This window comes from Janthinobacterium tructae, assembly GCF_006517255.1.
Classification (GTDB): domain Bacteria; phylum Pseudomonadota; class Gammaproteobacteria; order Burkholderiales; family Burkholderiaceae_D; genus Janthinobacterium; species Janthinobacterium tructae.
Map to the genome: position 1 here is coordinate 4,888,677 of NZ_CP041185.1, position 13,864 is coordinate 4,902,540.

The 13,864-nt window shown below is 56.8% G+C and carries 10 protein-coding genes, 2 tRNA genes and 2 rRNA genes; 7 read left to right on the top strand and 7 right to left on the bottom strand.

What is annotated here, in order from left to right; genetic code table 11:
- Nucleotides 1–4: 4 nt before the first annotated feature.
- The 4 genes from FJQ89_RS21465 to rpe all read right to left on the bottom strand — a co-directional run bounded on the left by FJQ89_RS21465 (nucleotide 5) and on the right by rpe (nucleotide 3,712).
- Nucleotides 5–568 (bottom strand): aminodeoxychorismate/anthranilate synthase component II, encoded by a 564-nt coding sequence (locus FJQ89_RS21465; RefSeq protein WP_092719017.1) that lies wholly within the window; start codon nucleotides 566–568, stop codon nucleotides 5–7.
- Between the two features lies 1 nt (nucleotide 569).
- Nucleotides 570–2,066, bottom strand: coding sequence for an anthranilate synthase component I (trpE, locus tag FJQ89_RS21470; RefSeq protein ID WP_141171636.1), 1,497 nt, complete (start codon nucleotides 2,064–2,066; stop codon nucleotides 570–572).
- Between the two features lie 255 nt (nucleotides 2,067–2,321).
- Nucleotides 2,322–3,038, bottom strand: a complete 717-nt coding sequence (locus FJQ89_RS21475; RefSeq protein WP_141171637.1) for a phosphoglycolate phosphatase — start codon at nucleotides 3,036–3,038, stop codon at nucleotides 2,322–2,324.
- A complete protein-coding gene (gene rpe, locus FJQ89_RS21480; protein WP_071079585.1) occupies nucleotides 3,038–3,712 on the bottom strand; it encodes a ribulose-phosphate 3-epimerase in 675 nt (224 codons plus the stop codon). The genes FJQ89_RS21475 and rpe overlap by 1 nt, the downstream gene beginning before the upstream one ends.
- Nucleotides 3,713–3,871: 159 nt before the next feature.
- On the opposite strand from rpe, the gene apaG reads away from it, so the two are divergent.
- Nucleotides 3,872–4,246 carry a Co2+/Mg2+ efflux protein ApaG gene (gene apaG / locus FJQ89_RS21485; RefSeq protein ID WP_034753698.1) on the top strand — a complete coding sequence of 125 codons (375 nt, stop codon included), beginning with the start codon at nucleotides 3,872–3,874 and terminating at the stop codon, nucleotides 4,244–4,246.
- 23 nt (nucleotides 4,247–4,269) lie between these two features.
- Here the strand turns inward: apaG and FJQ89_RS28110 are convergent, their stop codons facing one another.
- Nucleotides 4,270–4,416, bottom strand: a complete 147-nt coding sequence (locus tag FJQ89_RS28110) for a hypothetical protein (RefSeq protein WP_168208503.1) — start codon at nucleotides 4,414–4,416, stop codon at nucleotides 4,270–4,272.
- Nucleotides 4,417–4,597: 181 nt separating this feature from the next.
- Between FJQ89_RS28110 and mltA the strand changes: the two genes are divergently transcribed.
- Nucleotides 4,598–5,707 carry a murein transglycosylase A gene (gene mltA, locus FJQ89_RS21490; protein WP_279239613.1) on the top strand — a complete coding sequence of 370 codons (1,110 nt, stop codon included), beginning with the start codon at nucleotides 4,598–4,600 and terminating at the stop codon, nucleotides 5,705–5,707.
- Between the two features lie 29 nt (nucleotides 5,708–5,736).
- Here the strand turns inward: mltA and FJQ89_RS21495 are convergent, their stop codons facing one another.
- A complete protein-coding gene (locus tag FJQ89_RS21495) occupies nucleotides 5,737–6,174 on the bottom strand; it encodes a universal stress protein (RefSeq protein WP_141171639.1) in 438 nt (145 codons plus the stop codon).
- 138 nt (nucleotides 6,175–6,312) lie between these two features.
- Nucleotides 6,313–7,614 (bottom strand): MFS transporter, encoded by a 1,302-nt coding sequence (locus tag FJQ89_RS21500; protein WP_243136185.1) that lies wholly within the window; start codon nucleotides 7,612–7,614, stop codon nucleotides 6,313–6,315.
- A 76-nt stretch (nucleotides 7,615–7,690) separates the two neighbouring features.
- Here FJQ89_RS21500 and FJQ89_RS21505 point away from each other — a divergent pair, with 76 nt between their 5' ends.
- The 5 genes from FJQ89_RS21505 to FJQ89_RS21525 all read left to right on the top strand — a co-directional run bounded on the left by FJQ89_RS21505 (nucleotide 7,691) and on the right by FJQ89_RS21525 (nucleotide 13,801).
- Nucleotides 7,691–8,467, top strand: coding sequence for an enoyl-CoA hydratase (locus FJQ89_RS21505; RefSeq protein WP_141171640.1), 777 nt, complete (start codon nucleotides 7,691–7,693; stop codon nucleotides 8,465–8,467).
- 396 nt (nucleotides 8,468–8,863) lie between these two features.
- Nucleotides 8,864–10,394, top strand: a 16S ribosomal RNA gene (locus FJQ89_RS21510).
- A gap of 100 nt (nucleotides 10,395–10,494) precedes the next feature.
- Nucleotides 10,495–10,571 (top strand) — tRNA-Ile (locus FJQ89_RS21515).
- A 19-nt stretch (nucleotides 10,572–10,590) separates the two neighbouring features.
- Nucleotides 10,591–10,666 (top strand) — tRNA-Ala (locus FJQ89_RS21520).
- Nucleotides 10,667–10,912: 246 nt separating this feature from the next.
- Nucleotides 10,913–13,801: ribosomal RNA gene (locus FJQ89_RS21525) — 23S ribosomal RNA — on the top strand.
- Together the 16S and 23S rRNA genes with 2 tRNA genes alongside form the textbook arrangement of a ribosomal RNA operon.
- Nucleotides 13,802–13,864 lie beyond the last annotated feature (63 nt).

Here is a 13,864-nt window from a genome sequence, read left to right on the forward strand (position 1 = left end):
GGAATCAGCGCTCGAGGAAATTCTTCAGCAGGGCGTGGCCGTGCTCCGAGAGGATCGATTCGGGGTGAAACTGCACGCCCTCGATATCGTATTCCCGGTGGCGCACGCCCATGATTTCGCCGTCGTCCGTCCACGCCGTCACTTCCAGGCAGGAAGGCAGCGAGGCGCGTTCGATCGCCAAAGAGTGGTAGCGGATCACTGTGAAGGGGCTGGGCAAGCCTTTGAAGACGCCGACACCCGTATGCGCGATGAGGGAAGTCTTGCCATGCATGACCTGCTTGGCGCGGATGACCTTGCCGCCAAACGCTTCGCCGATGGCCTGGTGGCCCAGGCAGACGCCCAGAATCGGCTTCTTGCCGGCGAAGTGCTTGAGCACTTCCACCGAAATGCCTGCCTGTGCCGGCGCTTTCGGGCCGGGCGAGATGCAGATGCGGTCCGGGTTCAGCGCTTCGATCTGTTCGATCGTGATTTCATCGTTGCGGTAGACCCGCACGTCTTCACCCAGTTCGCCGAAATACTGCACGATGTTGTAGGTGAAGGAGTCGTAGTTGTCGATCATTAGCAGCATCTTAAAACTCCCCATCCAGGCCATCTTGCACTTGTTCGGCGGCGCGCAATACGGCGCGCGCCTTGTTTTCGGTTTCCTGCCATTCCATTTCGGGGATCGAGTCGGCCACGATGCCGGCCGCGGCCTGTACGTACAACATGCCATCCTTGATCACGCCCGTGCGAATCGCGATCGCCACGTCCATTTCGCCGCCAAACGACAGGTAGCCGCAGGCGCCGCCGTAGATGCCGCGCTTGGTGATTTCGAGTTCGTCGATCACTTCCATGGCGCGCACTTTCGGCGCGCCCGTCAGGGTGCCGGCGGGGAAGGTCGCGCGCAGCACGTCCAGGTTCGACAAGCCATCTTTCAGCGTGCCTTCCACGTTCGAGACAATGTGCTGCACGTGGGAGTATTTTTCGATGACCATGCGGTCGGTGACTTGCACGCTGCCCGTTTCGGCGATGCGGCCGATGTCGTTGCGCGCCAGGTCGATCAACATCACGTGTTCGGCGATCTCTTTCGGATCGGCCAGCAGTTCGGCCGACAGTTCGGCGTCGCGCTCTGGCGTGGCGCCGCGTGGGCGGGTGCCGGCGATGGGGCGCAAGGTGACTTTCTTGCCGCCGTCCGCCCTCGTCTCGTTACGCACCAAAATCTCGGGCGAGGCGCCGATGATCTGCATGTCGCCGAAATTATAGAAGTACATATAGGGCGACGGATTGAGCGAACGCAGGGCGCGGTACAGGGTCAGCGGCGAATCGACATAGGGTTTGCGGATGCGCTGGCCGATCTGCACCTGCATCAAGTCGCCGGCCATCACGTATTCATGCGCCTTGGCGACCGCCTTCAGGTAGTCTTCCTTGGAAAAGTCGCGGATGGTTTCCGTACGCACGGAGGCGCTGGTGACGGGCGCATCGACGCCGCGGCGCAGCATCATGCGCAAGTCTTTGAGGCGCTGGCGCGCTTTCGAGAACGACTCGGGTTGCGTGGTGTCGGCATACACGATCAGGTAGAGTTTGCCGGACAGGTTGTCGATGACGGCCAGTTCTTCCGTCACCATCAACTGGATGTCGGGCAAGTTCAAGTCGTCTTTCGGCGCGCCGCCGGCCAGCTTTTTCTCGATGTGGCGCACGGTGTCGTAGCCGAAGTAGCCGGCCAGCCCGCCGCAGAAACGCGGCATGCCGGGGCGCAGGGCCACCTTGAAGCGCGATTGGTACTGTTCGATGAAGTCGAGCGGATTGCCTTCGTGCTCTTCGATCACTGCGCCGTTCTTGACGATCTCGGTGCGGTTGCCATGGCTGCGCAACACCGTGGTGGCGGGCAAGCCGATGAAGGAATAGCGGCCGAAGCGTTCGCCGCCGACGACCGATTCGAGCAAGAAGGTGTTCTTGCCGCCTTGCTGGGTTTGCGCCAGTTTCAGGTACAGCGTGAGCGGGGTTTCGAGGTCGGCAAAAGCCTCCGCGATCAGGGGGATGCGGTTGTAGCCTTGTTGGGCCAGCGATTTGAATTCGAGTTCGGTCATGTGTCTCTCCATGCCGCCAGGGTACGCGTGTGCGTCGTGCTTACAAAGCACAGATCCTGCGGTGGGTTATCAAAAAACCTGCCGGCGCATACAACACGCAAATGCGCGCGTGCCGCCGACAGCAATCTTACACGGCTCGGCCCTTAGGCCTGCCAGGATTGCCAGCGTCGCCAAAGCCAGGCCTCAATCGAGCCGGTTTGGGTGACATTGTGTTTTTTGATGAGAAACGTGTTCACGATATGGTGTTAGGTATGGTCAGTATGCTGGTCTGTTGTGCATGCTAATAAAATGCGCCGCTTCGAGCAGCGTATTTACTATACCATCGGAATCGGTGTCGTGTATAGAGTGTCCGTGGTTGTAACCATACGGTACGGTCAAGACGGGGCAAGCCGCAGCCCGTGCCGCTTGCGCGTCATTCGAGGAGTCGCCGATGGCCACCACTTTGGCGGGCGCCAGATCGAAGTCCGCACATACTTGCAGCAGCGGCATGGGATGCGGTTTTTTCTGCGGCAGCGAATCGCCGCCGTAGACGATCTCGAAATACCCGTCGAGTTTTTTCTGTTTCAGCAGGGGCAGGGCGAAGGCGATCGGCTTGTTGGTGACGCAGGCCAGGCGCAAGCCCGCTGCCTTCATCGCCGCCAGGCCTGCTTCCACGTCCGGGTACAGGGTGCTGAACTGGCCATTGACGGCCAGGTAGTGGCGCTGGTAGGCGTCCATGGCGTGCTCAAATCGCTGTTCCACGCCGGCCGCGTCAAAGTCCAGGGCCAGCACGGTGCGGATCAGGTTTTCCGAACCCTTGCCCACCATCAGCTTGATGGCGTCGGCGCTGATGGGCGCCAGATCGAATTCGGCGCGCATGCCGTTGATGGCGACCTGAAAATCGGGCACGGTGTCGAGCATTGTGCCATCGAGGTCGATGATGGCGGCGCGCACGCCGGCCAGTACGTGGTCTTTCACCGTGCCCGCTTGCATCAGGCGCCCGTCACTTTTGCCAATTCGGCACGCATGGCGTCGATGACTGCTTTGTAATCCGGCTTGCCGAAGATGGCCGAGCCGGCGACGAAGGTGTCGGCGCCGGCGGCAGCGGCGGCGCCGATGTTGTCGATCTTGATGCCGCCATCGACTTCCAGCATGATGTCACGGCCCGATTCGTCGATCATGCGGCGCGCTTCGGCGATTTTTTTCAGTGCTTGCGGAATGAAGGACTGGCCGCCGAAGCCAGGGTTGACCGACATGATCAGGATGATGTCGATCTTGTCCATCACGTGTTCCAGGTAGTGCAGCGGCGTGCCCGGGTTGAACACCAGGCCCGATTTGCAGCCATTGTCGCGGATCAGCTGCAAGGAACGGTCAAGGTGATCCGACGCTTCCGGGTGGAAGGTGATGATGTTCGCGCCAGCCTTGGCGAAATCCGGGATAATGCGATCGACAGGCTTGACCATCAGATGCACATCGATGGGTACTTGCACGTGCGGGCGAATCGCTTCGCACACCAGCGGGCCGATGGTCAGGTTCGGCACATAATGGTTATCCATCACGTCGAAGTGGATGATGTCGGCGCCGGCGGTGACGACGTTGCGCACTTCCTCGCCCAGGCGGGCAAAGTCGGCGGACAGGATGCTGGGAGCGATACGGAATGTTGTCATGGTGGCTAAAGGCTCAGAGTAGAAAATGCGAAGATGCGCTATTTTACGCTTGACGCCGTTACCATGGCTTACTGGAACGCAGAATACACGGCGCGCGATGGCCAATGCGGCGCGCGCGACACACAATATACGACTGACAATGTCTGAATAGGAATGACGATGGCGACTTATGAATTTACGGTAACGGTCAAGACACAATATCTGCCCGAGCAATCGGCCCCCGACCAGGGGCGGCACGTGTTCAGTTACACGATTCGCGTCGTCAACACGGGCACGGCCGGCGCGCAACTGATTTCGCGCCACTGGGTCATCACGGATGCGAACAACAAGGTGGAAGAGGTGCGCGGCCTGGGCGCCGTCGGCCACCAGCCGCTGCTGCAGCCGGGCGAGCAGTTCGAATACACGAGCGGCACCATGCTGGGCACGCCGCAGGGTTCGATGCACGGCGAATACTTCTGCGTGGCCGAGGATGGCCATCAGTTCGAAGCGCCGATTCCCGAGTTCGTGCTGTCGGTGCCGCGTACCCTGCATTAAGGAAACGCCGGGGGCTTGCACCCCTATTTCAGTTTTTCGATGGCGTCCTGTTCTTCGCTGAGCTGCTTGCGCGCCGGCGGTGCGGGTTTTTTACCCGAATACATGGTCCACCAGACTATAAATGCCAGCAAGAAGAACGCCACCAGCGCCTCTATCATCAAGATCCACATACGCACTCCTATGTTATTTACCCGCAGCTTAGTATTTACCCGCCGTCTGTTGACACGCGGTAGTCTACCCGTTTCAGTCGGCGCCGTCGCGCTTGCGCTTTCCGCCTGCACCACGCCGCCGGCAGAGCCGGTCACTGCGTCTGGCAAGGCACCGGCGATCGCTCCGACTGTCGTCAGGCCAGTGCCGGCCAAGCCGGCCGATGCCAAGGACGCCAAGGACACGCTGGATGCAGCGGCAGCCCCCACCTTCGTCCCCGCCAAATTTGCCGCTTTGCCAGGTTGGGCCCGCGACGACATGCGCGCCGCCTGGCCCGCCTTCATGGCTTCATGCGGCGTGCTGGTGAAACGCCCGGACTGGAAGGAGTCGTGCACCATCGCGCGCCAGGTGAATGCCGATAGCGACAAGGCCATCCGCCTGTTCTTCGAAACCTTCTTCGTGCCCAATCAAGTCGTCACCGCCGATGGCGCCAGTACCGGCTTGGTGACCGGTTATTACGAGCCGCTGCTGCATGGCGCGCGCAAGCGCGGCGGTCCATACCAGACGCCGCTGTACAAGGTGCCTGACGATCTCGTTTCGGTCGACTTGTCCGGCGTGTATCCGGAATTGAAAAACATGCGCTTGCGGGGCAAGCTGGTGGGCAAGAAGGTGATCCCGTACGCGACCCGCGCCGACATCGAGCGCGCCACGGCCGTCACGGGCAAGGAATTGCTGTGGGTTGATGACGAAGTCGAAGCGTTCTTCCTGCAAGTGCAGGGTTCCGGGCGCGTGCAGCTGACCGATACGCAGGAAACCGTGCGCGTGGCGTACGCGGACCAGAATGGTCACCCGTACAAATCGATCGGTCGCTACCTGGTCGACAAGGGCGAGCTGACGTTGAGCCAGGCGTCCGCGCAGGGCATCAAGGCGTGGATCGCCGGCCACCCCACGCGCAAGGATGAATTATTCAACGCCAATCCGAGCTATGTCTTCTTCAAGGAAGAGCGCCTGCCTGATCCGAAAGTGGGACCGAAGGGCGCATTGGGCGTGCCGTTGACGCCGCAGCGCTCGGTGGCCATCGATTCGCGCTTCCTGCCGCTGGGTGCGCCCGTGTTCCTGTCCACCACGCAAGCCAATAGCGAGATTCCCATGCAGCGCCTGGTGATGGCGCAGGATACGGGCGGCGCCATTCGCGGGCCCATCCGGGTCGATTACTTCTTTGGTTTCGGTGCGGAAGCGGCGGAGAATGCGGGCCGCATGAAGCAGAGCGGCGCCGTGTGGGTGTTGTTGCCGAAGCAGGCGCCGGCGCGCTGAGTTTCTCGCGGCGCCGGGTAAGCCGTGGCTTAGCGCAGAACCATGACTGGCAGCTCGGTATGTGCCAGCACTTTTTGCGTTTCGCTGCCCACGAACAGCTTGTTCAATCCTTTGCGGCCATGCGAGGCCATCAGGATGATGTCGCAATGGTGGGTTTGTGCCGCATTGACGATTTCCTCGTGCGGGCTGGGCGAGACGACGACCACGCCTTCGAAGGGCACGCCGACGGCGCGCGCCGCTTCGCCGATCTTGTCGACAGCGCGTTGCGATGCTTCCTGCATCTGCTGTTCATACAGGCTGGCGTCGAGCACGATGCCGCCATCGGCCATCGGCGAGAACGGGAACGGTTGCACCACGCTGAGGGCGACCAGCTTGGCCTTGTTCAATTGAGCGAAGGCGAGGGCCGTCTCGGCCGCTTTGTCGGACAGCGGCGAGCCGTCGGTGGGAAATAAGATGGTGTTAAACATGACGTTGCTCCTAGAGTGATGGAAGACAGCTTATGGATTTACCTCAACTAAAACCTTGATGTAAATCAAAACTCACAGGCTTTGGCATGAATAGTGTCGCCAAGGCAATCTTTTAGCAGTGTATGCCCGTTTATCGCTTCAGGTGCGCACGCTACGCAGCGGCGTGCCCCACACCATGGCGATCGTCAGTGCGATGCTGCCTGCCGCGATGCAGGCCAGGCCATTGCGCACGCCAAAGTGTTCCGCTACCCAGCCGGCGGCCAGCGCGCCCAGCGGCGCCGTCGCCACCGTCAGGAAACGCATGGTCGAGGTCATGCGGCCCAGCATGGGGTCGGGTGTGACTTTCTGGCGCAAGCCCAGGTAGGGAATAAAGAACAGCATCACGCCGCAATCAAAAAAGAACATCAGCACGGCATACGCCACGGCACTGGCCGCCGCACTGCCTAATAGTAAGGCAGGGATGGTGGGCGTCAGGGCAAAGCAGACGGAGGTGGACGCCAGTCCGATCAGAATGGTGCGGCCGGCGCCATAGCGGCGCGTCAATGGCTTGACGATGAAGGCGCTCAGCAGCACGCCGGCGCCACCGAGCATCTGCGTCATGCCCAGCACGCCAGGACTCATGCCCAGGTCGCGCGTGGCAAACAGCACCGTCAAGGCCATGCTGGCGTAAAACAGGAAGTGCCAGATGCCGGCACCCCAGGCCAGCGCGCGCAGCAGTGGTTCGCGCCAGACAAACAGCAAGCCGTCAGCGATGTCGCGCAAGGCGTGCTTGCTTGACGGCGCCGGGCGAGGGTCGCGCACGCTCATGGCGCGCAGATTGAAGACGGAAACCAGATAGCCGCAGGCCGTGCACAGGATGGCGACGGGCGCCGACAGGACTTGCACCAGCACGCCGGCCAGGCCGGGGCCGATCAGGCGCGAAGCCGATTCGGTGGCAGCAAATTTTGATTGCGCATCGATCAAGCCGTCGCGGCCCACCAGGAAGGTCAGGAAAACCTGTTCGGCGCCGCCACCGACGACGAAGCCGGTGCCGATGATGAATCCCACTACATATAACCAGGGCATCGACAGCACGCCGCACCAGTAGGCGACGGCGACGCTGGCCAGCGCCAGGCCCGACATGCTTTCGCTGAATAGCATGATCGGGTGCTTGCTGCGCCGGTCCAGCAGCACGCCGACGGGCAAGCCGAAGAGGGCAAACGGCAGCGCCTGCAGGGCGACGAGCACCCCCATTTGTTCTGGTGTCGCATGTAATAACAATACCGCGCACAGGGGCAGGGCCAGCGAGGTGATCTGGGCGCCGAAGCAATTGAGGCCGTTGCTGAACCACAGGCGGCGAAAATTGACGCTGGCGGCGCTGCCGTCGCCGCGCAGATGGCGGGCGCAGTACTGGAAGAAGGAAGAGAAAATACGCTGCTCGATAAAGGTGATCGGGTTCACAATAATAGCAGCGCACTTGTCGCGCCGCCGCTGTTAGCCGCTACAATCGTCACACCGTTCATCCAGAGGAGACACTATGCAATACGAAGACTTGATCATCGACATCCAGGACAAAGTGGCGGTCATCCGCCTGAACCGCCCGAAGGCGCTCAACGCCTTGAACGACAACATGATGAATGAGCTGGGCGACGCCCTGCTGAAATTCGACGCGGACGAGAATATCGGCTGTATCGTGCTCACGGGCAGCGAAAAAGCGTTTGCGGCTGGCGCCGATATTGCCGCCATGGCCGATTACACGTATCCGGACACCTTTACCCAGGGTTATATCAGCCGCAACTGGGAGCATATCTTGCGCGTGCGCAAACCGGTGGTGGGTGCCGTAGCTGGCTACGCACTTGGTGGTGGCTGTGAACTTGCCATGATGTGCGATTTCCTGATCGCCGCCGACAGCGCCAAATTCGGCCAGCCGGAAATCAAGGTTGGCGTCACGCCGGGCGCGGGTGGCACGCAGCGCTTGCCGCGCGCCATCGGCAAGGCCAAGGCCATGGATCTGCTGCTGACGGCACGCACCATCGACGCTGCCGAGGCGGAACGCATCGGCTTGGTGTCGCGCGTGGTGCCGGCAGATAAATTAATGGAAGAAGCCCTGGCCGCCGCCAAGACCATCGCCGCCATGCCGACCTCGGTTGCCATGATGATCAAGGATTGCGTCAACCGCGCCTTTGAAACGACCCTGACCGATGGTGTCGCCTACGAGCGCCGCTTGTTCCAGGCCGCCTTCGGCACGCCTGCACAAAAAGAAGGCATGCATGCTTTCCTGGAAAAGCGCTTGCCAAACTTCGACAGTCTTTGATATGATTCGCCTCCTCGCAAAACGACGCACACAAAACATGGTGTTGCAGAGTAAAACGGGGAGAAAAAGAAGGTTGACGAAATGCTGAAAAAGCTTCATACTCTTCCTTCTTCGCAGCTGACAAACACAACGCTTTGTCGATAGCGCGAAAGCAGTACCGAATACAGTTCTTTAACAATTAACAGTCGATAAGTGTGGGCATTTGATGTAAGTGCAGCGTCAATCTTCGGATTGGCGTCTAACTTAAAATATCAAATGTTCACAAGAAATAATGAAATAGGCGCTACGCAAGTAGTGGCCTGTCAGTTTTTTGAGTGAGCAAATCTTTTGCAATGCAAAAGATTTGGATGGTAGTGATACTGTCCGACCTGTCAGAAATGACATTAAACAGAGATTAAACTGAAGAGTTTGATCCTGGCTCAGATTGAACGCTGGCGGCATGCCTTACACATGCAAGTCGAACGGCAGCACGGAGCTTGCTCTGGTGGCGAGTGGCGAACGGGTGAGTAATATATCGGAACGTACCCTAGAGTGGGGGATAACGTAGCGAAAGTTACGCTAATACCGCATACGATCTAAGGATGAAAGTGGGGGATCGCAAGACCTCATGCTCGTGGAGCGGCCGATATCTGATTAGCTAGTTGGTAGGGTAAAAGCCTACCAAGGCATCGATCAGTAGCTGGTCTGAGAGGACGACCAGCCACACTGGAACTGAGACACGGTCCAGACTCCTACGGGAGGCAGCAGTGGGGAATTTTGGACAATGGGCGAAAGCCTGATCCAGCAATGCCGCGTGAGTGAAGAAGGCCTTCGGGTTGTAAAGCTCTTTTGTCAGGGAAGAAACGGTGAGAGCTAATATCTCTTGCTAATGACGGTACCTGAAGAATAAGCACCGGCTAACTACGTGCCAGCAGCCGCGGTAATACGTAGGGTGCAAGCGTTAATCGGAATTACTGGGCGTAAAGCGTGCGCAGGCGGTTTTGTAAGTCTGATGTGAAATCCCCGGGCTCAACCTGGGAATTGCATTGGAGACTGCAAGGCTAGAATCTGGCAGAGGGGGGTAGAATTCCACGTGTAGCAGTGAAATGCGTAGATATGTGGAGGAACACCGATGGCGAAGGCAGCCCCCTGGGTCAAGATTGACGCTCATGCACGAAAGCGTGGGGAGCAAACAGGATTAGATACCCTGGTAGTCCACGCCCTAAACGATGTCTACTAGTTGTCGGGTCTTAATTGACTTGGTAACGCAGCTAACGCGTGAAGTAGACCGCCTGGGGAGTACGGTCGCAAGATTAAAACTCAAAGGAATTGACGGGGACCCGCACAAGCGGTGGATGATGTGGATTAATTCGATGCAACGCGAAAAACCTTACCTACCCTTGACATGGCTGGAATCCTTGAGAGATCAGGGAGTGCTCGAAAGAGAACCAGTACACAGGTGCTGCATGGCTGTCGTCAGCTCGTGTCGTGAGATGTTGGGTTAAGTCCCGCAACGAGCGCAACCCTTGTCATTAGTTGCTACGAAAGGGCACTCTAATGAGACTGCCGGTGACAAACCGGAGGAAGGTGGGGATGACGTCAAGTCCTCATGGCCCTTATGGGTAGGGCTTCACACGTCATACAATGGTACATACAGAGCGCCGCCAACCCGCGAGGGGGAGCTAATCGCAGAAAGTGTATCGTAGTCCGGATTGTAGTCTGCAACTCGACTGCATGAAGTTGGAATCGCTAGTAATCGCGGATCAGCATGTCGCGGTGAATACGTTCCCGGGTCTTGTACACACCGCCCGTCACACCATGGGAGCGGGTTTTACCAGAAGTAGGTAGCTTAACCGCAAGGAGGGCGCTTACCACGGTAGGATTCGTGACTGGGGTGAAGTCGTAACAAGGTAGCCGTATCGGAAGGTGCGGCTGGATCACCTCCTTTCTAGAGTTTGCACGAATCAGGTAACTGATTCACGCATCAAATGTTCACACTTATCGGCTGTTTAATTAAGAAGAAACAGTAGTAGTAGTAGCACCGCGTTGGGGCTGTAGCTCAGCTGGTTAGAGCACCGTGTTGATAACGCGGGGGTCGTTGGTTCGAGTCCAACCAGCCCTACCAGCTAATTAGTAAAATCTCAGGGGGATTAGCTCAGCTGGGAGAGCACCTGCTTTGCAAGCAGGGGGTCGTCGGTTCGATCCCGTCATCCTCCACCAATACTTTGAAAGTGCAAACGTAAGCCGTCAGGTTTAGGTTTGATCTTTTAGCGATCAAAGCTGTTTCGTTCTTTAACAATCTGGAAGAAGTAAAGATTATTTATTGATCAAGTCTATGCGTGCAGCAATGCATGAGGCGACTTGATGGGTAATGATTGTATGTATCAACAAACAAGCAACAACGTTGTACTTTCTTATCCCTGTAGCGCTCTTTGGACACCTAGTGATCAGAGGCTAACGTTATAGGGACAAGCGAATAAGTGCACATGGTGGATGCCTTGGCGATTACAGGCGATGAAGGACGTAGTAGCTTGCGATAAGCTGCGGGGAGTGAGCAAACACACTTTGATCCGCAGATTTCCGAATGGGGCAACCCACCCTTTTAGGGTATTGCATACTGAATACATAGGTATGCAAGGCGAACGCGGCGAACTGAAACATCTAAGTAGCTGCAGGAAAAGAAATCAACCGAGATTCCCAAAGTAGCGGCGAGCGAAATGGGAAGAGCCTGTACGTGATAGTCGGACTGATAGAAGAATCCTCTGGAAATAGGAACCGTAGCGGGTGATAGTCCCGTATTCGAAATCAGACCGGTGATACTAAGCGTACGACAAGTAGGGCGGGACACGTGACATCCTGTCTGAATATGGGGGGACCATCCTCCAAGGCTAAATACTCGTAATCGACCGATAGTGAACCAGTACCGTGAGGGAAAGGCGAAAAGAACCCCGGAAGGGGAGTGAAATAGATCCTGAAACCGTGTGCATACAAACAGTAGGAGCGGACTTGTTCCGTGACTGCGTACCTTTTGTATAATGGGTCAGCGACTTACATTCAGTGGCAAGGTTAACCGCATAGGGAAGCCGTAGAGAAATCGAGTCCGAATAGGGCGATCAGTCGCTGGGTGTAGACCCGAAACCAAGTGATCTACTCATGGCCAGGATGAAGGTGCGGTAACACGCCCTGGAGGTCCGAACCCACTAATGTTGAAAAATTAGGGGATGAGCTGTGGGTAGGGGTGAAAGGCTAAACAAACTTGGAAATAGCTGGTTCTCTCCGAAAACTATTTAGGTAGTGCCTCAAGTATCACCATCGGGGGTAGAGCACTGTTATGGCTAGGGGGTCATTGCGACTTACCAAACCATTGCAAACTCCGAATACCGATGAGTGCGAGCTTGGGAGACAGACGTCGGGTGCTAACGTCCGGCGTCAAGAGGGAAACAACCCAGACCGCCAGCTAAGGTCCCAAAGATTGGCTAAGTGGAAAACGAAGTGGGAAGGCTAAAACAGTCAGGATGTTGGCTTAGAAGCAGCCATCATTTAAAGAAAGCGTAATAGCTCACTGATCGAGTCGTCCTGCGCGGAAGATGTAACGGGGCTAAGCCAGTCACCGAAGCTGCGGATATTGTTCTGTGATTTATCACAGATATATATGGTAGGAGAGCGTTCTGTAAGCCTGCGAAGGTGTCTTGTAAAGGATGCTGGAGGTATCAGAAGTGCGAATGCTGACATGAGTAGCGATAATGGGGGTGAAAAGCCTCCACGCCGTAAGCCCAAGGTTTCCTGTTCAACGTTCATCGGAGCAGGGTGAGTCGGCCCCTAAGGCGAGGCAGAGATGCGTAGCTGATGGGAAGCAGGTTAATATTCCTGCACCGTCGTATGATGCGATGGGGGGACGGATCGCGGAAGGTTGTCCAACTGTTGGAATAGTTGGTTTTTGGCTCATAGAAGGCACTTAGGCAAATCCGGGTGCGGAATTCAAGGGGTTGAGACGAGTGAACTTGTTCACGAAGCAATCGGAAGTGGTTCCAAGAAAAGCCTCTAAGCTTCAGTCATACGAGACCGTACCGCAAACCGACACAGGTGGGCGAGATGAGTATTCTAAGGCGCTTGAGAGAACTCGGGAGAAGGAACTCGGCAAATTGGTACCGTAACTTCGGGAAAAGGTACGCCCCGGTAGCTTGATTGGTTTACTCCATGAGGGTGAAAGGGTTGCAATAAACTGGTGGCTGCGACTGTTTAATAAAAACACAGCACTCTGCAAACACGAAAGTGGACGTATAGGGTGTGACGCCTGCCCGGTGCTGGAAGATTAAATGATGGGGTGCAAGCTCTTGATTGAAGTCCCAGTAAACGGCGGCCGTAACTATAACGGTCCTAAGGTAGCGAAATTCCTTGTCGGGTAAGTTCCGACCTGCACGAATGGCGTAACGATGGCCACACTGTCTCCTCCCGAGACTCAGCGAAGTTGAAATGTTTGTGATGATGCAATCTACCCGCGGCTAGACGGAAAGACCCCATGAACCTTTACTGTAGCTTTGCATTGGACTTTGAACCAATCTGTGTAGGATAGGTGGGAGGCTTTGAAGCGGGGACGCTAGTTCTCGTGGAGCCAACCTTGAAATACCACCCTGGTTTGTTTGAGGTTCTAACCTTGGTCCGTTATCCGGATCGGGGACAGTGCATGGTAGGCAGTTTGACTGGGGCGGTCTCCTCCTAAAGTGTAACGGAGGAGTTCGAAGGTACGCTAGATACGGTCGGACATCGTGTTGATAGTGCAATGGCATAAGCGTGCTTAACTGCGAGACTGACAAGTCGAGCAGGTACGAAAGTAGGACATAGTGATCCGGTGGTTCTGTATGGAAGGGCCATCGCTCAACGGATAAAAGGTACTCTGGGGATAACAGGCTGATTCCTCCCAAGAGTTCATATCGACGGGGGAGTTTGGCACCTCGATGTCGGCTCATCACATCCTGGGGCTGTAGCCGGTCCCAAGGGTATGGCTGTTCGCCATTTAAAGTGGTACGTGAGCTGGGTTTAAAACGTCGTGAGACAGTTTGGTCCCTATCTGCCGTGGGCGTTGGAAATTTGAAGGGGCTGCTCCTAGTACGAGAGGACCGGAGTGGACGTATCTCTGGTGTACCGGTTGTCACGCCAGTGGCATTGCCGGGTAGCTAAATACGGAAGAGATAACCGCTGAAAGCATCTAAGCGGGAAACTTGCCTTGAGATGAGATTTCCCAGAGCCTTGAGCTCTTTGAAGGGTCGTTCGAGACCAGGACGTTGATAGGCTGGGTGTGGAAGTGCAGTAATGCATTAAGCTAACCAGTACTAATTGCCCGTACGGCTTGTCCCTATAACCTTAGCAGGTACAGAGGATAAGACGGTACAACGTTGTGCGTTTGTTGATACTACTATT

Excerpts from the sequence above, each read along its gene's own strand:
- trpE (WP_141171636.1), bottom strand. The coding sequence starts at position 2,066 with ATGACCGAACTCGAATTCAAATCGCTGGCCCAACAAGGCTACAACCGC.
- apaG (WP_034753698.1), top strand. The coding sequence starts at position 3,872 with ATGGCGACTTATGAATTTACGGTAACGGTCAAGACACAATATCTGCCC.
- FJQ89_RS21475 (WP_141171637.1), bottom strand. The coding sequence starts at position 3,038 with ATGCAAGCGGGCACGGTGAAAGACCACGTACTGGCCGGCGTGCGCGCC.
- FJQ89_RS21465 (WP_092719017.1), bottom strand. The coding sequence starts at position 568 with ATGCTGCTAATGATCGACAACTACGACTCCTTCACCTACAACATCGTG.
- FJQ89_RS21495 (WP_141171639.1), bottom strand. The coding sequence starts at position 6,174 with ATGTTTAACACCATCTTATTTCCCACCGACGGCTCGCCGCTGTCCGAC.
- FJQ89_RS21505 (WP_141171640.1), top strand. The coding sequence starts at position 7,691 with ATGCAATACGAAGACTTGATCATCGACATCCAGGACAAAGTGGCGGTC.
- rpe (WP_071079585.1), bottom strand. The coding sequence starts at position 3,712 with ATGACAACATTCCGTATCGCTCCCAGCATCCTGTCCGCCGACTTTGCC.
- FJQ89_RS28110 (WP_168208503.1), bottom strand. The coding sequence starts at position 4,416 with ATGTGGATCTTGATGATAGAGGCGCTGGTGGCGTTCTTCTTGCTGGCA.